Origin of the sequence: Chryseobacterium sp. (assembly GCF_022869225.1) — a bacterium.
Classification (GTDB): domain Bacteria; phylum Bacteroidota; class Bacteroidia; order Flavobacteriales; family Weeksellaceae; genus Chryseobacterium.
Genome location: NZ_JALIHL010000001.1, coordinates 1,615,042 through 1,632,511, shown reverse-complemented (window position 1 = coordinate 1,632,511; position 17,470 = coordinate 1,615,042). Strand labels below are relative to the sequence as shown.

The 17,470-nt window shown below is 38.9% G+C and carries 16 protein-coding genes; 9 read left to right on the top strand and 7 right to left on the bottom strand.

The features are described from left to right. Positions 1-56: 56 nt before the first annotated feature. Positions 57-659 carry a DNA polymerase ligase N-terminal domain-containing protein gene (locus MUW56_RS07630; protein WP_292012633.1) on the bottom strand — a complete coding sequence of 201 codons (603 nt, stop codon included), beginning with the start codon at positions 657-659 and terminating at the stop codon, positions 57-59. Then, positions 659-1,444 carry a Ku protein gene (locus MUW56_RS07625; RefSeq protein ID WP_292012632.1) on the bottom strand — a complete coding sequence of 262 codons (786 nt, stop codon included), beginning with the start codon at positions 1,442-1,444 and terminating at the stop codon, positions 659-661. Before MUW56_RS07625 ends, MUW56_RS07630 begins: the two co-directional genes overlap by 1 nt. Positions 1,445-1,588: 144 nt before the next feature. Here MUW56_RS07625 and MUW56_RS07620 point away from each other — a divergent pair, with 144 nt between their 5' ends. Then, a complete protein-coding gene (locus MUW56_RS07620) occupies positions 1,589-2,158 on the top strand; it encodes a Crp/Fnr family transcriptional regulator (RefSeq protein ID WP_292012631.1) in 570 nt (189 codons plus the stop codon). Positions 2,159-2,348: 190 nt separating this feature from the next. After that, positions 2,349-3,623, top strand: a complete 1,275-nt coding sequence (locus MUW56_RS07615; protein ID WP_292012630.1) for an adenylosuccinate synthase — start codon at positions 2,349-2,351, stop codon at positions 3,621-3,623. 180 nt (positions 3,624-3,803) lie between these two features. On the opposite strand, the gene aspS is transcribed toward MUW56_RS07615, so the two are convergent. Continuing rightward, positions 3,804-5,558 (bottom strand): aspartate--tRNA ligase, encoded by a 1,755-nt coding sequence (gene aspS / locus MUW56_RS07610; protein WP_292012629.1) that lies wholly within the window; start codon positions 5,556-5,558, stop codon positions 3,804-3,806. A gap of 132 nt (positions 5,559-5,690) precedes the next feature. Further along, entirely contained in the window at positions 5,691-6,050 is a 360-nt protein-coding gene (locus MUW56_RS07605) for an ankyrin repeat domain-containing protein (RefSeq protein WP_292012628.1), read from the bottom strand. A gap of 111 nt (positions 6,051-6,161) precedes the next feature. Between MUW56_RS07605 and MUW56_RS07600 the strand changes: the two genes are divergently transcribed. Both MUW56_RS07600 and MUW56_RS07595 read left to right on the top strand, forming a co-directional pair. After that, on the top strand, positions 6,162-7,556 hold the full coding sequence (locus MUW56_RS07600) for an MATE family efflux transporter (protein ID WP_292012627.1): 1,395 nt from the start codon (positions 6,162-6,164) through the stop codon (positions 7,554-7,556). 229 nt (positions 7,557-7,785) lie between these two features. Further along, positions 7,786-7,908: a 30S ribosomal protein THX gene (locus MUW56_RS07595; protein WP_292012626.1), complete on the top strand. Its 123-nt coding sequence runs from the start codon at positions 7,786-7,788 to the stop codon at positions 7,906-7,908. 57 nt (positions 7,909-7,965) lie between these two features. On the opposite strand, the gene MUW56_RS07590 is transcribed toward MUW56_RS07595, so the two are convergent. The 3 genes from MUW56_RS07590 to MUW56_RS07580 all read right to left on the bottom strand — a co-directional run bounded on the left by MUW56_RS07590 (position 7,966) and on the right by MUW56_RS07580 (position 10,478). Next, positions 7,966-8,622, bottom strand: a complete 657-nt coding sequence (locus MUW56_RS07590; RefSeq protein ID WP_292012625.1) for a DUF937 domain-containing protein — start codon at positions 8,620-8,622, stop codon at positions 7,966-7,968. Positions 8,623-8,706: 84 nt separating this feature from the next. After that, a complete protein-coding gene (locus tag MUW56_RS07585) occupies positions 8,707-9,966 on the bottom strand; it encodes a DUF2723 domain-containing protein (RefSeq protein ID WP_292012624.1) in 1,260 nt (419 codons plus the stop codon). A 2-nt stretch (positions 9,967-9,968) separates the two neighbouring features. Then, positions 9,969-10,478, bottom strand: coding sequence for a DUF2480 family protein (locus tag MUW56_RS07580; RefSeq protein WP_292012623.1), 510 nt, complete (start codon positions 10,476-10,478; stop codon positions 9,969-9,971). A 165-nt stretch (positions 10,479-10,643) separates the two neighbouring features. Between MUW56_RS07580 and lpxB the strand changes: the two genes are divergently transcribed. From lpxB to MUW56_RS07555, 5 genes are all read left to right on the top strand, one after another. Next, positions 10,644-11,756, top strand: coding sequence for a lipid-A-disaccharide synthase (lpxB, locus tag MUW56_RS07575; RefSeq protein WP_292012622.1), 1,113 nt, complete (start codon positions 10,644-10,646; stop codon positions 11,754-11,756). A 319-nt stretch (positions 11,757-12,075) separates the two neighbouring features. Beyond that, positions 12,076-13,776, top strand: coding sequence for a ComEC/Rec2 family competence protein (locus MUW56_RS07570; protein ID WP_292012621.1), 1,701 nt, complete (start codon positions 12,076-12,078; stop codon positions 13,774-13,776). 146 nt (positions 13,777-13,922) lie between these two features. Next, positions 13,923-14,585 carry a succinate dehydrogenase cytochrome b subunit gene (locus tag MUW56_RS07565; RefSeq protein WP_292012620.1) on the top strand — a complete coding sequence of 221 codons (663 nt, stop codon included), beginning with the start codon at positions 13,923-13,925 and terminating at the stop codon, positions 14,583-14,585. 15 nt (positions 14,586-14,600) lie between these two features. After that, complete coding sequence (locus MUW56_RS07560; RefSeq protein ID WP_292012619.1) at positions 14,601-16,613, top strand: fumarate reductase/succinate dehydrogenase flavoprotein subunit; 2,013 nt, start codon at positions 14,601-14,603, stop codon at positions 16,611-16,613. A gap of 24 nt (positions 16,614-16,637) precedes the next feature. Next, positions 16,638-17,405, top strand: a complete 768-nt coding sequence (locus tag MUW56_RS07555) for a succinate dehydrogenase/fumarate reductase iron-sulfur subunit (protein WP_292012618.1) — start codon at positions 16,638-16,640, stop codon at positions 17,403-17,405. Positions 17,406-17,470: the final 65 nt, after the last annotated feature.

Genomic DNA, 17,470 nt, shown 5'->3' with positions numbered 1-17,470 from the left:
TTTTAATTTTTTTTCGTTCGTTAAAGAATTAAGGCTTTTGAACGATTTCTCCGACGTTATGACTTCTTTTCGCTTTTTTTCAGGCTTTTTTTTTCCTCTAAAAATTTTGTGACCAGAGATTTAGGTGAAGTATTTTCCTCTGCATCATAAGGACTTTCTGCAAAATCATCCTTATGTTTAATCAATAGCCATGCGTTGTTTTCAGCGTTTTTCATTTTAACCAAAGCAAATTCACCTTTCAGTTTTTTACCGTGTAAGATGAATTTTAAAGAACCGGCGTGTAGTTCTTTCAGCAGCTCCTTCTCGTCAGAAAGCTTGGAGTTTTCATCAAGAGGTTCGTAGGTTCCGCTGTCCCAGACCTCTACCTGTCCTGCGCCGTAATTTCCTTCAGGAATATTTCCTTCAAAATCCTTGTAATCATAAGGATGATCTTCCACCATCATTGCCAGGCGTTTATCCTGCGGGTCTAATGATGGCCCTTTCGGAACGGCCCAGCTTTTCAGGACTCCTTCCATTTCCAGACGGAAATCATAATGAAGCCTGCTGGCCGCATGCCTTTGAATCACAAAAATCAGCTTATTTTTGCTTTTTTTTGTTTTTCCTTTGGGTTCACTGGTTTCGTTGAACTTACGTTTATTTTGATAATCTTTGAGAGCCATTAGGATGCGGATTTGGATTTTGAATTGTTGAGACTGGCCTTTAACTGGGCCATAAGATCAATCACCTTACCTTCTTTGACAGGTTTGGCCTGGCTGGTTTTTATATTTTTGCCTTTTGCTTTCTGTTTGATGATCTTCATCAGGTCGTCAGAATAAGTATCTTTATACGTAGTCGGATCAAAATCCTGTGAAAGCTGCTCGATAAGACTTACTGCCATTTTTAGTTCTGTGGGCTTAGGTGCCTTTTGAGCAGGGATTTTTAAATCTTTATAATCCCTTATTTCCTGATTGAATCTCAGGCGGTTTAGAACCAGAATATCATCATTGTACGGCCGTATCATTCCGATTGTTTCACTCTCACGGAGAACAAAAGTGCCGATACCGACCATTTTTGTTTTTTCAAGAGCCTTTAATAACAGTCTATACGCATTTTCGCCGTTTTTCTGAGGTTCCAGATAATAAGGGGTTTCAAAATAAACACTGTCTACTTCCACTTCCTTTACAAACTGGTCAATAGAAAGTATTTTTGTTTTTTCAGGGCTTGCAGCTTCGTAATCTTCTTCATCAAGAACGATATATTGATCGTCCATGAGATAACCTTTGACGATGTTTTCCCATTTTACTTCTTTGCCCGTTTTTTCATTCACTCTCTTAAACCGGATGTTGGAAAAATCAGATTTGTCGAGCATGTCGAGATCCAGTTTGCTGGTTTCCGTTGCCGAATAAATTTTAACAGGAATATTGACTAAACCAAAGCCAATGGCGCCGTTCCAAATTGCTTTCATTGTCTTACGTTTTTAAAAACCAAGCAATTAATATGCCGTTGGAGCCCGGTGTGGTATGTCTTTCTGTACTTTTTGCCAAATGACAATTGTTTTTACAAACTACTTTTATACCTTTATATTTTCCAATTTACGGGGGAAATAATTATGGAAGAACTGTTCAACTACATCAAGAAATTCGGGCTGCTGAATGAAAAAGATGAGCTTCTGATTGCGGAAGGAATCCAGGAAATCACGGTACGAAAAGGAGATGCTTTTATAGAAGCCGGAAAGGTGAGCCAGCGGATTGCTTTTGTGAAAGAGGGGGTCTTCCGATCCTTATATTATAATAAACAGGGTGATGATTTTACCCGCTACTTCATCTATGAAGGAAGATTCATCGGAGATTTTCAGGGTTTTACTGACCAGCTGCCTGCCCATGAAGATATCGAGGCCATTACTGATGCAGTGTTGCTCGTTATCGATCTTGAACATTTTAAAATAATGGAAGAGAAAATTGCAGTATGGCCTGTCTTATTTGCAAGAATTCATGCCTTTGTAGCAGAAAATAAACTTAAAGTAGCGAGCATCATGCTTAATCAGGATGCGAAATCCCGTTATATTCATTTTTTAGAGCATTATCCGGGATTGGCCAACAGGGTTCCGCAATCTATGCTGGCATCATATCTTGGGGTTACTCCTTCTTCTTTAAGCCGTATCAGGAGAAATATTCTGTAAATAATATACGCCATAATATTCAATGGAAGCGGGCTTTGCCTAACATTTAATAATGGGAAATCAATCTCAACTTCATGCTTCCAGAGTCATAAATACTTTTTACATTGTACCCTGTACAGCCCTTTTTGCCAAATGACAATGGCCTCCTTTTCAAACTGCCCTAGCTTTGCATCATAAAAATAAAGAAATTATGAATATGGACATTGTATTAGGATTACAGTGGGGTGATGAAGGAAAAGGGAAATTTATTGATCTGATCAGTGAAAATTATGATATTACGGCACGTTTCAACGGCGGCGCCAATGCCGGCCACAGTATAGAACGAAACGGAAAGAGAATCACGCTCAAAATGATTCCTTCGGGAATTTTTATGAAAGGCGTACAGAATGTTATTGGTACCGGAACTGTTCTTGATCCTGTAAGCTTTAAAAAGGAAATTCTGAACCTTCAGCGCTTTGACGAAACACTCCAGCCGGAAAAGAATATGATCATTTCCCGGAAAGCCCATCTGGTGCTGCCGACTTATAAGCTTCTGGATATTTTTATGGAGGAAAGTCCGGACTATACAACCATAGGAACGACCAGAAACGGGATTGCACAGACCTATTCAAATAAAATATTAAGACAGAACCTGAGAGTGGGAGACCTTTATTCTTCTGATTTTAAAAGCAGGGTAGAACATATTTTAAAAAGAGATTACAGGTTGCTTGCCAGCGGTGACATGGTGTTGCCGTCTTTTGATGAGATCAGCCAAGAGTTTTTTGAAGCCATAGATTTTCTTAAAAAATTCAAGTGTACAGAAACGGAGATTTACTTAAATAAGGCTTTGTCTGAAGGGAAAAGTATATTGGCAGAAGGGTCTCAGGCAGCCATGCTGGATATAGATCATGGAACTTATCCCTATGTAACATCATCGTCCACGACAGCAGCAGGAGCATGCGGCGGATTGGGTATTTCCCCGAAAAAAATGGGGGAGATCTATGGAATTGCAAAAGCGTACTGTACCAGAGTAGGGAACGGAGTATTTCCGACAGAGTTATTTGATGAAACAGGTGAGGAAATCAGAATGAAGGGAAATGAGTTTGGGTCCAATACCGGGCGTCCGAGAAGGACAGGCTGGCTTGATCTGCCTGCTTTGAAATATGCAGTGATGATCAATGGAGTGACTCAGCTGGTTCTGACTAAAGCTGATGTTTTAAGTGGTTTGAAATCTGTGGCGGTGTGTACTCATTATGAATTGGAAAACGGAACGATTGAAGCCGTTTCCGGAATCCTTCCTGAAAGTGCCCGTCCGGTCCTTAAATGGATGGATGGCTGGAATGCTGATTTTTCTAAGATGAAGAGTATTTCAGAATTGCCAAAAGAATTAACTGAATTTCTGGCATTTCTGGAAGAAGAATTGGCTGTTCCGGTAGCTTATCTTTCTACTGGACCTGGAAGGGAGCAGATTCTGAAAATGAAATAAACAGGAGTATAATTTCAATTGTTTTAGAACACTTTCATTTCATATTGATTGAACTTTCGTAAAATTTCTTCAGAATTTGGAGGGGTACAGCTAAAAGTTTTTTCGATGATGGGTATTATCAGTTTTGGTTTTACCGGTTGTTACAAATAAAAAAAGCGGGGCAATTGCCCCGCTTTACATTTATGCTTTCAAATCTAATTTTAACTCCAGTTCGTCGAGCTGTGCATCTGCAATCGAAGCAGGTGCATCGATCATTACATCTCTTCCTGAATTGTTCTTAGGGAAGGCAATATAGTCTCTGATTACCTCATTTCCGTCAAGGATCGCTACCAAACGGTCAAATCCGAATGCCAAACCTCCATGGGGCGGTGCTCCATATTTGAAGGCATTCATCAGGAATCCAAATTGAGCCTCTGCTTCTTCTTTTGTGAATCCTAACAGATCAAACATTCTTGACTGCAGATCTTTATCAAAAATTCTGATAGAACCTCCTCCGATTTCGTTTCCGTTAAGCACCATATCATAAGCATTCGCTCTTGCTTTACCGGGATCAGTTTCTAATAAATGGATATCTTCCGGTTTTGGAGAAGTGAACGGATGGTGCATAGCATGGTATCTCTCCGTTTCCTCGTCCCATTCCAGCAGTGGGAAGTCTACAACCCAAAGAGGTGCAAATACATTTCCTTTTCTTAATCCCATACGGTTCCCAAGCTCCATTCTCAATGCAGAAAGCTGAGCCCGTACTTTATTTTCGTTTCCTGAAAGGATTAACATCAAGTCTCCTTCTTTTGCCCCGAATTTCTCAATGATCTTGGCTAAATCTTCTTCATTGTAGAATTTATTAACCGATGAGGTTTTCACTCCATCATGCTGGAATTTCACCCAAACCATTCCGGAAGCTCCCACCTGTGGACGTTTTACCCAGTCTACAAGTTCATCGATCTGTTTTCTTGTATATTCTGCACACCCTTCTACCTTAATTCCGACTACTAATTCAGCCTCATCAAATATTTTGAAATCTTTTCCTTTTACCAATTCATTAAGCTCAACGAACTCCATTCCGAATCGGATATCCGGCTTGTCATTTCCGTACTTTCTCATCGCATCAGCGAAAGTCATTCTCGGGAAATCTCCGAACTCCTGACCTGTAATATCTTTTAAAAGAGTTTTCGTCATTCCTTCAAAAACATTCATTACATCTTCCTGCTCTACAAAAGCCATTTCACAGTCGATCTGTGTAAATTCCGGCTGTCTGTCAGCTCTTAAATCTTCATCACGGAAACATTTTACGATCTGGAAATATTTATCCATTCCCCCTACCATCAACAGCTGTTTGAATGTTTGTGGAGATTGAGGCAATGCATAAAACTGGCCCGGATTCATTCTGCTTGGTACCACAAAGTCTCTTGCCCCTTCCGGAGTAGATTTGATAAGAACCGGAGTTTCCACTTCAATAAAACCTTCATCAGATAAGTAATTTCTTACTTTCTGTGCCATTGTGTGACGGAAGATCAGTTTTTCTTTTACCGGATTTCTTCTGATATCCAGATAACGGTATTTCATTCTTAATTCCTCTCCGCCATCCGTTTCATCTTCAATGGTGAAAGGAGGCAGCTGAGAATCATTAAGAATGGTTAGCTTCTCAACTAAAAGTTCAATTTCTCCTGTCGGAATATTAGGGTTTTTGCTTACTCTTTCAATGACTTTTCCTGTAGCCTGAATCACAAATTCACGGCCTAATTTTTTAGCTTCTTCCATCAGTTGGGCAGAAGAACGCTCCTGATCAAGAACCAGCTGGGTAATTCCGTAACGATCCCGAAGATCTACCCAAATCATAAATCCTTTATCTCGGATAGTCTGTACCCATCCTGATAGTGTAACTTCTTCATTCAGATTCTTTAGAGATAGCTCTCCATTGGTGTGTGATCGAAACATAATTATTGGTTTAAAGTTCAATGTATAAGGCTGCTTGCCAAGCCTTGATTTTTTCGTTGGCAAAGATAAGGTTTTTGCAGGTTTTATAAACAAAAAAACTTCCTTTCGGAAGTCTTATCTATTTTATCTGTTTTAATTTTTAATTGCTCCATGCTGGGTCAGCAATTGGGCCGTTTCTTCTCTTTTTCCTATTTCTGCCAGTTCCAGAGGGGTTTTCTCCTTACATTTCTTGTTCACGTTGACCTTGCTGTCCAAAAGAAACTTTACGATAGTATTGCTTCCATACAAAGCACTGAATCCAAGCGGGGTATAAGCTTCCTGGCCGATGGTGAAGCACTTATTGTAATCTCCGGGAGCAAACTGCTTTTTAAATGCCGCTACATTATCAGAATTGATTGCTTTCATTTTTGCCTGAGACAGTTGCTGGGCAGAAAACATACCGGCAGATAATAACATACCAAATAGAAAAGTAGTAGAGATTATTTTTTTCATAAGAACTATTTTTAAGAATATACAAATCTAATTAAATTTTATTATCAATTGCTAAGTTTTGGTAATAATTGGATTTGTATTTTTGAAATTAGATAAATTATTTATTACAAAATGACAAAATATATAGATTTTTTAAAAAGAGCACTGAGTGGAGAAGCTACTGATTTTACAAAAGTAAATATCCGAAGCGCCGTCCTTCTACTGGCGATCCCCATGATGCTGGAAATGGCTATGGAATCAGTATTTGCACTGGTCGACCTGTATTTTGTCGGACATCTGAAAGAAAGCGGTTTTGCCATTCAGACGGTAGGTCTTACAGAATCTGTACTTTCTATCATGTATTCTATTGCTATTGGAATGAGTATGGCTGCCACAGCTTTGGTGGCGAGAAGAATTGGTGAAAAAAATCCGGAACAGGCTTCCAGAAGCGCAGCACAGGTATTACTGGTATCATTTGCTGTCACCGTGGTGTTAAGTGTATTGGGCGTGGTCTATGCAGAAGAAATTTTAATTCTGATGGGATCAAAACCTGAAGCGGCTGCTTATGGGAAGAATTTTACAAGAATTATGATGGGAAGCAGTACGATCATTATGCTCTTATTTTTAATTAACGGGGTTTTCAGAGGTGCGGGAAATGCTATGATTGCGATGAAAAGTTTGTGGATTGCCAATATCGCCAATATTATTCTCTGTCCGGTTTTGATTAAAGGATTAGGACCCATTCCGGCTATGGGGCTCACGGGGGCTGCATTGGCAACGACTATAGGACGAAGTACAGGGGTGGTCTATCAATTGTACCATCTTTTAGTAGCGGATACGCAGATTAGGATAAAGCTCAGTTATTTTAAACCGGATTACGGCTTAATTCGGTCTATTATAAAAATTGCTACTCCGGGGATATTTCAGTTTGTGATTGCTTCATGCAGCTGGATTTTCCTGGCTGAGCTTGTGGCTACCACAGGCGGTGAAAATGCTTCTGCCGGTTATCAGACAGCATTAAGGCTTATGATGTTTTTTATGCTGCCGGCTTGGGGGTTGAGCAATGCCGCTTCTACTTTGGTGGGACAGAATATGGGGGCTAATGAAATGCAGAGAGCAGAGCAGTCTGTCATGAAAACGGTGAAGTATAATGTAATTTTCATGCTCGCGGTCAGCCTGATATTTATTTTTATGGGCAACTTTCTGGTTGGTTTTTTCACCAGCGAGAATGAAATCATGGATTTTGCCAAAAATGCGCTTCACATTATGAGTACAGGTTTTATTTTTTATGGAATCGGGATGGTGATGATCAATGCATTCAATGGAGCAGGCGATACCTGGACACCGACATGGGTGAATCTTTTTGGATTCTGGATGTTTCAGATTCCGCTGGCTTATTTTCTTTCCAAGCACTTTGAGATGGGACCTAAAGGGGTTTTTATTTCAATTCCTGCTGCGGAAACGCTGATTACAATAGTTGCTTTTATCTTATTCAAAAAAGGAAAATGGAAGACTATAAAAGTGTAGAAGAGATGGATGATGGAAGCTGGAAGTACTACAGGGCTGAAATATCTAAAATAGCCTTTATAAACAGAGGAGCTGACGTGATGACAGAGAATTAAAATAGCAGCCTAATAGTAACTCCAGCGCCCCACTTCCAGCTTCCCTTCCTAATTTATAAAACTTTAACAGCTTCATTAATTGGATTTTAGAGTTGTATTTCCTAAATTCGTCATAACAACAAACATGTATTACTATGGGAAAAGGAGACAAAAAATCAAGAAGAGGTAAGATCAATTCAGGAAGTTATGGAAAAAGAAGGCCTAGAAAAGCTTCTAAACCTATTGCTGCTGCGGAAGAGAAATCTAAGAAATCTTAAAAATAAAAAAGACCGGAGAAATCATCCCCGGTCTTTTTTTATAACAAATTAAACTAATTATTTTCCAAAAATATTACCAAGAATACTTCCTAAGCCTCCTTGCTGCTGCTGGTTGTTACCGCCGCCGCCAAGTACACTTCCCAGGATGTCATTCAAAGGATTACCTGATGATTGGGATTGTCCGCCGTTCCCCAGAACACTTCCAAGAATGTCATTTAAAGGGCTGGATGGCTGAGATTGAGCCTGGCTGGATGCATTTCCCAGGATTCCTCCCAAAAGATCCCCTAGACCTCCGGCCCCTACATTGCTTTGTTGTTTCTGTTGGCCGATATATCCCATCACAACAGGTGCAAGCATCGCCAGGATAGGTCCTATTTTATCTATTGAAATTCCGGTATTCTGTGAAAGCTGATTTTCCACATCGCTTTTCTGTCCTCCGAAAATATGATTAAGGATAGAGCTTCCTTCAGCCTGTCTTGCTTCCACTTGGGATGCATCATTTAAAATGCTTCCGTTATGGTCTTTATCGAGAGCACTGTTTAAGGCTTCTGCTTCTTTAGCGTCCTGAGATTTATTTCTTAAGTAAGAAATGATAAGTGGGGTGGCCACTGCCAATAAGGCGATAACCTGATTTCTGCTGATTCCGAATTTGTTTTCAGCCTGTTCAGCAACCTGGTTGCTCGTGTTCCCTGTAAGTAGGTCGATTAAGCTCATTTTTTGTGTTTGTTTTAAAGTATTAAGTTACTCAAAGTTATCAAAAAATATGGTTCCCAAAATGCCCTCAGGTCATAATTATTGTTAAAGTTTTCTGATTTCTTCCTCTGTAAATCCTTTGCTTTTTAACAGCTTAATATAGATTTCAGCCTCAATGGTCATCCAGAATATGGGATCGGAAGCTTTTTTCTTGTCAATAGTGAATTCCAGGATACCGACATTGTTATTCATCCACGGAAACATATAATATTCCAGGCCGCCTTTATATTTTTTATGCTTATCAAATTCCTGCCCCTTTTCTGTTAAGGAAACTATTTTAAGTGATGAAACATAGAAAAGAGGGATCAAAAGGCATAGCCATGAAAACTGTTGTACCCATGGATATTTTATCTGAGACAGTCCGTAGCCTATAGACAATGCAAAAATGATATTAAAAGGGATAAAGAATACATAGTTATCTGTAACAGCATAAAAAGTAGCAAATCCATATACACATAGTGAAGCGATGAAGAAGACAAAAAACATCTTCTTGTCTGATCTGTATAAAAAATAGACTCCTGCTATTCCCAAAAGACTGAATACATTAAAATTATATACTACATATACCACTGACTTAACAATATCCTGAAGATATTCTGCAAACGTTTTCTTAAACGAATTGGAAAGCCAGCTTCCGCGTTCCGAAGTGAAAGGAGAGCTCAGAGAAAGTCCCTGGGATACATTTAAAATAAGAATAGCTGAAAATATCAATAGAAAAGCAGTCAGGGATAAAAAAGCCTGTTTTTTTTCTTTTCTGAAACAGTAAAGAAATAAAAAGAATGCCGGGACCAGCAGGATGTTCTGAATATGGACCCAAAGGCTGATTCCCAGAAATAGTCCACTCAGTGGAATATATTTTTTATTGTTCTCGGCAAAGCTTTTAACCATGGAAAGGAAAAATAGACTCAGCCACAGAGAATTGTAGGTGTACACCTCTACGATTTCTGCATTTTTCCAGAAGGAGAAACTGAATCCGAAAATAAATGCAGCAGCAATAGAAGCCCATTCCAATCTTGTAATACTTCTGACTGTACAATAAACCACTGAAACGGTAAGCGCTGCAGCGGTAATGATCAAAAGCCGGCTTGCTTCAATGGCATTGAGACCCGTTATATTTTTAATGAAAATAGCGGTGTTCACATAGAGGAAGTGTGTAGTGGCGGTTGCTGTAGTTACCAGCTCGCCTTTCTCTACCGGCAATACAAAACCAATAGCATCCGCAAATGGAATTTTGGTAAAACTTCCAATATAATAAACTGCTAAGAAAATGAGAAATATAAAAACAGCCGATACATATTTGCCCATTCTTAGTTCTTTACAATCGGAACATTAGAGCATGCTTCTCCGAACATCAATGACTTTACGAGTGGTTTTAACTGCTCCACCAGTTCTATATAAGCGTTTTCCGGGATTTCCTTATCTGAACAGCCTTTTACCAAGACCCTTTTGCCTCTCATTTCTTCAAAATCATAGGTTTGAATGGCATTGTGCATCAGAATAACTTCCAAATCTTCACGATTACCAAAAACTATTTTTTTAGCAACGTCCGTAAGCTTAGCTGTTAACACGAAATAGGCCCAAAGCGGAATAATTGTATCCACTGAATTGTAGATGTAAATATAAGCGTCTTTATATTCTTCAACATTGATCGCTTCCACTTTTTCACGGAAATCTTTTTCTTTCAGAATCATTTCCTGAAAAAGAAAATCTTTAAGGTCAATACCTTTTCTTTCACCCTTTGGAAGCAAAGTGGAAAGGTCAAAATTTACCAGACCGCTTTCTGCAACTTTATTTCGGATTTCAAATTCTTCTGACATTTTTATCATTATCTTTGAACAAATTTACAAATTAAGATCAATATACATTTTAATTTGTTTTCTATTCTTACCATAGAAACCTCCCATGAATCAAAATGACCCTGATAGAATGAAATCATGTAAGGTTCCTGATGGCCGTTAAAACAAATAAAGATTTCGGAAGAAATGAAATATTATATTATAGCAGGAGAAGCTTCCGGTGATCTGCATGGAAGCAATTTGATGAAATCCTTAAAGCAAAAAGATTCCCATGCGGAATTTAGATTCTGGGGTGGGGATCTTATGGCAGCCCAGGGCGGAACGCTGGTTAAACATTACCGTGATCTGGCTTTTATGGGGTTTCTGGAGGTCGTCATGAATCTAAGGACCATTCTCAATAATATCACATTCTGTAAGGAGGATATCAAAAATAACAAACCTGATGTTTTAATCCTCGTAGACTATCCGGGATTCAACTTAAGGATTGCCCGATTTGCCAAAGAATTGGGAATCAAAGTGGTTTATTATATTTCTCCACAGCTTTGGGCATGGAAAGAAGGGAGAGTGGAAATCATCAGGAAATATGTAGATGAAATGATGGTTATTCTTCCCTTTGAAGAAGATTTTTACAGAAAACACGGCGTGCATTCACATTTTGTAGGACATCCTTTACTGGATGCTATTTCTGACCTTGAAGAGATCATTATTGAAAAGTTTAAAACGGAAAACGGTCTGAACGAAAAAGAAATCATTGCTCTTCTGCCGGGTTCCAGAAAGCAGGAAGTGGAGAAAATGCTTGAAATAATGCTTTCCGTAAGGCCTTATTTTAAGGAATACCAGTTTGTGATAGCCGGGGCACCAAGTCTTCCCAAAGATTTTTATGAAAAATATGTGGATGATCATGTTCACTTCGTATCCAACAGAACCTATGATCTGCTGAGGTGTTCCAAGGCGGCCCTTGTCACTTCCGGGACAGCTACCCTGGAAACAGCCCTGCTCAACATTCCTGAAGTGGTATGCTACAGAGGCAGTAAAATTTCTTATGCAATAGCTAAAAGGCTTGTTAAAAATATCAATTACATTTCTCTGGTCAATCTCATTATGGATCGAGAGGTGGTCAAAGAACTCATCCAGAATGATCTGAATACGAAAAATCTTGTGGATGAACTCAATAAAATCCTGGAAGGGGAAAAAAGAGAACAGGTTCTTAATGATTACAGGCTTTTGAGAGAAAAGCTTGGAGGAAAAGGGGCCAGTGATCATGCTGCTGAGGTTATTTTGAACATCTCAAATGAATAGGGCTATGACAGGCTTCCAATTGGAAGAGTAAGGAAAAGAACGGCGGATGTACATAAGGAAACCATGCATTTTACCGATAACTTTCTACCATCCCATTAAAAACTTTTTTACAAGAGCTTCATTTTATAGCAAAATAATAAGCGCCCTGTTGATCTCTTTAATGAGTTACAGGGCGCTTTTTCAGCAATTACAGAGACGATATCCGATCAATTAATTTCCTATTTTGGTGAAATAATTGATTGGAGATTTGAACAGACAGCCTCTTTGTATTTTAGCAATATGTTTTATCCTCGGGATTTTTTTTCAGGATAAATTTCCATTGGGAAATACGGCAATGTATGGTAGTAGTGCTGTAGGAACAGGAATCTTAATTTTAATGTTCTTTCATTCTTTTTTTCTGAGCAAAGTTAAATCTGTCTTACTGGCATTGCTGTTTTTTTATCTGGGGATTATTTTTCATTTTTTTAATACATTTTCACCTGTGCCGGGAGTAACGGCAAATAAGAAAGAAACGGTTGTTTTCCGTATTGTCCAGAAACTAAATTCAACAGAAAAGTATAAGAAATATGAAGGGGCTGCACAGGTGGAAGATAAAAGTTTTAACATGATCTTCTATATTCCGAAGGATCATGCAGAACTTGATTTTAAACATTCCTATAAAGGCAAGGCCCTTATTATACAGGTAAAATCTCCCCAATATGATTTCCAGTTTGATTATGCCAAATACCTTCAGCGGAAAAATATTGAGTATCAGTGTTATCTTTTACAAGGCCTTTCTTCTGCTGAAAAAAGGAAGGTCAGTTTTGTGGATAAGATCAGGCAGCAGAGACTTGAGGTTTTGCAAAAGATGGATACAGGCGGAATGTCAGGAGAAGCAAAAAACTTTTTAAAAGGAATAATCCTCGCAGACAGAACGGAAATCGATGGGGAAATACTTCAGGATTTCAACAGGTCGGGGTTGATTCATTTACTGGCGATTTCAGGAACGCATATTGTTGTGATCTTCGGGATATTCTATTTTTTGCTGGTGAAGATGGTGCCTTTGCGTTTCAGGCACTATGCTATTGTTTTCAGTCTTGTTTTTATCTGGATGTTTGCAATGTTTATTGGCTTTGGAAATTCGGTTTTGCGATCCTGTATTATGTTGAGTATATACTTCATTTACCTATTGCTCCAGAGAAAACCGGATCTGCTTCACTCCCTGGCGCTGTCGGCATTTATTATTTTGATTTCTGATACCCAGCAGCTTTTCGATATAGGATTCCAGCTTAGCTTTTTGGCGGTTTTGGGTATATTCTGGTTCAATCAGCCTCTTCTGAAGCATTTCCCAAAACAGGATCATTATCTGAAAAAGATAATCTTTAATACCATTACGATTTCTATTTCGGCACAGCTGGCTACACTGCCTTTAGTGCTTTATTATTTTCATCAGTTTTCATTTATTTCGGTCATTGCCAATTTTATCATTGTTCCCTTTTCTGAACTGATCATCGTATTTTCATTTCTGATGACGGTTCTTTTTGCTTTTCAAATTAATTTTGGTTATCTGGATTGGGCATATGACCTCGTAATCCGGATTTTACTGAAGGCGATCCACTGGTTTGCGGAAGTTGATATTTTATTTTTTGAAAATATACCGATGAATTTGGTGGAAATGGGATTCATCTTTATTGCTGTTTATTTCTTGAAAGCAGTCATTGTAAAATGCAGTTTAAACAATTCCATGAGATTTTTGATGTCTGTTTTAACCTTTCTGATCATACGGGCTTGCTTTAATGTTTTTGAAAATCAGAGAGAAGAAATCGTATTTCAACATTTTAATAAAAGTCCGGTATTTTCAGTAAAGAGCGGGAACAGGGCCTGTTTTTGGACCTCGGAAATCATAGAAGAGAAGAAGGTAATCCGATATGTTGTCGCTCCTTATTGTTCTTCGAGAAGGATAGCCCGTTTTGAGCTCAAAACCTTTCCCCCTTCGGCTCAAAAAGTTGTTTTTCGGGGACATACCTATGATTTAAAATAAACTTTAGTCCGATTTTTACTTTTTCTTTATTTATAACGTTTTCAGCTCTTATTTAGAAAGGTTACAAACTGGCTAATTGTGAGATTTCTCACTTTTCGATATTGTTAACATTTCTTAATTTTGTGGAAATTCAAATTTAAACTTATATGGCAGGTTTAACGAGTTCTACGATAGGTAGAAAATACGCTATGGCATTATCAGCTCTATTTTTGCTGATTTTTCTTATACTGCATTTGACAACCAATTTGTTATCAGTTCTTAATAAGGACGCCTTCAATACGGCATCTGACTTTATGGGCTATAATCCTTTTGTGCAGTTCTTAATGCAGCCTATTCTTGGTTTTGCAGTAATATTCCATTTTGTGATGGGATTTGTACTCGAAATTAAGAATAATAAAGCGCGTCCGGTAAAGTATGCATCCAACAATGCGTCTGTGAATTCTTCATGGATGTCCAGAAATATGATTATTTCTGGAGCTGTTGTTCTTGCTTTCTTGGCGCTTCACTTATATGATTTCTGGCTACATGAAATTAATTATAAGTATGTGGAAGGATTGACTCCTGATGCAGAACGTTTCTGGCCGGAGCTTCATGAGAAGTTTGCAGATCTTTGGAGAGTGGCTTTATATGTAATTTCTTTTGTTTTATTAGGATTACATTTAGCTCACGGGTTCCAGTCTTCATTCCAGTCTATTGGAGCAAGACATCCAAAATATACGCCGGTGATCAAAGCTTTCGGGAAATGGTATTCTATCCTTATCCCGGCAGGATTTATTTTCGTCGCAGTTTTTCATTTTATAACTCAATAATATCAATATACTAGTATGAGTAAATTAGATTCAAGAATTCCAGCGGGTCCGCTTAAGGACAAGTGGAAAAATCATAAAGACCATATGAACCTTGTTGCACCAAACAACAGAGATAAGATTGATATTATTGTTGTAGGTACAGGTTTGGCAGGAGGTTCTGCTGCGGCTACTTTAGCTGAGCAAGGATACAACGTAAAAGCGTTCTGTTACCAGGATTCTCCAAGAAGAGCACACTCTATTGCTGCTCAGGGGGGGATCAACGCTGCTAAAAATTACCAGGGTGACGGTGACTCTACTTATAGACTTTTCTATGATACCATCAAAGGAGGTGACTATAGAGCAAGAGAGGCTAACGTTTACAGACTGGCTGAAGTTTCAGCCAATATTATTGACCAGTGTGTTGCACAAGGTGTCCCTTTCGGAAGAGATTACGGTGGCCAGTTGGATAACCGTTCATTTGGCGGGGTTCAGGTAAAAAGAACTTTCTACGCAAAAGGACAGACAGGTCAGCAGCTATTACTGGGTGCATATTCTGCAATGAGCCGTCAGATCGGTAAAGGTAGAATTAAAATGTACAACCGTCACGAAATGATGGACCTTGTAATCGTTGACGGAAAGGCAAGAGGAATTATCGCAAGAAACCTTGTAACAGGAGAGGTTGAAAGACACTCTGCCCACGCGGTAGTTATTGCTTCAGGAGGATACGGAAACGTATATTTCCTTTCAACCAATGCAATGGGGTCAAACGTTTCTGCAGCTTGGAAGATCCACAAGAAAGGAGCATACTTTGCAAACCCTTGTTATGTACAGATTCACCCAACCTGTATTCCTGTTCACGGAACTCAGCAGTCTAAATTGACTTTGATGTCTGAATCATTAAGAAACTCAGGAAGAATCTGGGTTCCTAAAAAGATTGAAGATTCAGTAGCGATCAGAGAAGGTAAATTAAGACCTGAAAATATTAAAGAAGAAGATAGAGATTATTATTTAGAAAGAAGATATCCTGCATTCGGTAACCTTGTTCCTAGAGACGTTGCTTCAAGAGCAGCTAAGGAAAGATGTGATGCCGGATTCGGAATCGAAAATAATGATACTAAAGAGGGCGTTTACCTTGATTTCTCTACAGAGATCATGAAAAAAGGTAAAGAAGCCGCTATTGAAAAACATATTCATAATCCTACGGATCAGCAGATCTATGATCTAGGGAAGCAGTGGGTAGAGGAGAAATACGGTAACTTATTCGTGATGTACGAAAAAATTACGGCTGATGATCCTTATAAAACACCAATGAAGATCTATCCTGCGGTTCACTATACCATGGGTGGTGTATGGGTTGATTATAACCTTCAGTCTACTATTCCCGGATGTTTCGTTATCGGTGAAGCCAACTTCTCTGACCACGGAGCCAACAGACTGGGTGCATCTGCATTGATGCAGGGACTTGCGGACGGATATTTCGTACTGCCTTACACGATTGCAGACTATCTTTCAGCAGACATCAGAACAGGAGCTATCCCTACAGGAACTTCTTCGTTTGACGAAGCTGAAAAAGGAATTAAAGATAAAATTGATTTCTTCTTAAATAACAAAGGAACTCATTCAGTGGATCATTTCCATAAGAAACTTGGACACATTATGTGGAATAAAGTAGGAATGGGAAGAACTCCTGAAGGATTAAGAGAAGCAATCAAAGAGATCGAAGAAGTAAGAAACGATTTCTGGAAAAACGTAAAAGTACCGGGAGAAAGAGAAGGAATGAACACTGAGCTTGAAAAAGCATTCAGAGTGGCAGACTTCCTTGAACTGGGACAATTAATGGCTATCGATGCTCTACACAGAAATGAATCTTGTGGAGGACACTTCCGTGAAGACCATTCTACTCCGGATGGTGAAGCGGAAAGAGATGACGTAAATTACAAATACGTCGGAGCTTGGGAATATCAGGGTAACGATATCAACGCGGAAGTGTTGCATAAAGAAGAACTGATATATGACAACATCGAGGTTAAAACTAGAAGTTACAAATAATCTCCAACCTATAAATATAACATTATGAGTGCAAAAAAAGGCTTACATCTTACGCTGAAAATTTGGAGACAGAAAAATAATAAATCTAAAGGTCAGTTTGAGACCTATAAAATATCAGATGTTTCTACAGATTCTTCATTCCTGGAGATGTTGGATATTCTGAACGAAAACTTAATTAACGAAGGAAAAGAGCCGATCGCTTTTGACCATGACTGTCGTGAAGGGATCTGCGGAATGTGTTCTCTTTACATCAATGGTAGAGCTCATGGCCCGGACACAGGTATTACTACATGCCAGCTTCACATGAGAATGTTCAAAGACGGTGAAACCATCGTTATTGAACCATGGAGAAGTGCTGCTTTCCCTGTTATTAAAGACTTAATGGTAGACAGAAGTGCATTTGACCGGGTAATGGCTGCAGGAGGGTTCGTTTCTGTGAATACTTCAGGAAATACACTGGATGCGAATGCTATCCCGGTTCCTAAAGAAGATGCAGACAGAGCAATGGATGCCGCAGCTTGTATCGGATGTGGTGCTTGTGTAGCAACTTGTAAAAACGGATCTGCCATGTTATTCGTGGGAGCTAAGGTTTCTCAGTTTGCTTTACTTCCTCAGGGTAGAGTAGAAGCGAAGCGAAGAGTGCTGAATATGGTGAAGGCAATGGATGAAGAAGGATTCGGAAACTGTTCCAATACCGGAGCATGTGAAATAGAATGCCCTAAAGGTATTTCTCTTGAGAATATCGCAAGAATGAACAGAGAATATATGGCTGCTCTTGTAGATCAGGGATAGAATTGATTCAAATACGTAAAAAGTCGTCTTCATTCGGAGACGACTTTTTTATGTAAAAACATTTT

Bases quoted from the DNA above. Each gene is read 5' to 3' on its own strand.
- MUW56_RS07560 (WP_292012619.1), top strand. From the start codon at position 14,601: ATGAGTAAATTAGATTCAAGAATTCCAGCGGGTCCGCTTAAGGACAAG.
- MUW56_RS07590 (WP_292012625.1), bottom strand. From the start codon at position 8,622: ATGAGCTTAATCGACCTACTTACAGGGAACACGAGCAACCAGGTTGCT.
- MUW56_RS07615 (WP_292012630.1), top strand. From the start codon at position 2,349: ATGAATATGGACATTGTATTAGGATTACAGTGGGGTGATGAAGGAAAA.
- MUW56_RS07605 (WP_292012628.1), bottom strand. From the start codon at position 6,050: ATGAAAAAAATAATCTCTACTACTTTTCTATTTGGTATGTTATTATCT.
- aspS (WP_292012629.1), bottom strand. From the start codon at position 5,558: ATGTTTCGATCACACACCAATGGAGAGCTATCTCTAAAGAATCTGAAT.
- MUW56_RS07565 (WP_292012620.1), top strand. From the start codon at position 13,923: ATGGCAGGTTTAACGAGTTCTACGATAGGTAGAAAATACGCTATGGCA.
- MUW56_RS07555 (WP_292012618.1), top strand. From the start codon at position 16,638: ATGAGTGCAAAAAAAGGCTTACATCTTACGCTGAAAATTTGGAGACAG.
- MUW56_RS07595 (WP_292012626.1), top strand. From the start codon at position 7,786: ATGGGAAAAGGAGACAAAAAATCAAGAAGAGGTAAGATCAATTCAGGA.
- MUW56_RS07600 (WP_292012627.1), top strand. From the start codon at position 6,162: ATGACAAAATATATAGATTTTTTAAAAAGAGCACTGAGTGGAGAAGCT.
- MUW56_RS07625 (WP_292012632.1), bottom strand. From the start codon at position 1,444: ATGAAAGCAATTTGGAACGGCGCCATTGGCTTTGGTTTAGTCAATATT.
- MUW56_RS07620 (WP_292012631.1), top strand. From the start codon at position 1,589: ATGGAAGAACTGTTCAACTACATCAAGAAATTCGGGCTGCTGAATGAA.
- MUW56_RS07630 (WP_292012633.1), bottom strand. From the start codon at position 659: ATGGCTCTCAAAGATTATCAAAATAAACGTAAGTTCAACGAAACCAGT.
- MUW56_RS07585 (WP_292012624.1), bottom strand. From the start codon at position 9,966: ATGGGCAAATATGTATCGGCTGTTTTTATATTTCTCATTTTCTTAGCA.
- MUW56_RS07580 (WP_292012623.1), bottom strand. From the start codon at position 10,478: ATGTCAGAAGAATTTGAAATCCGAAATAAAGTTGCAGAAAGCGGTCTG.
- lpxB (WP_292012622.1), top strand. From the start codon at position 10,644: ATGAAATATTATATTATAGCAGGAGAAGCTTCCGGTGATCTGCATGGA.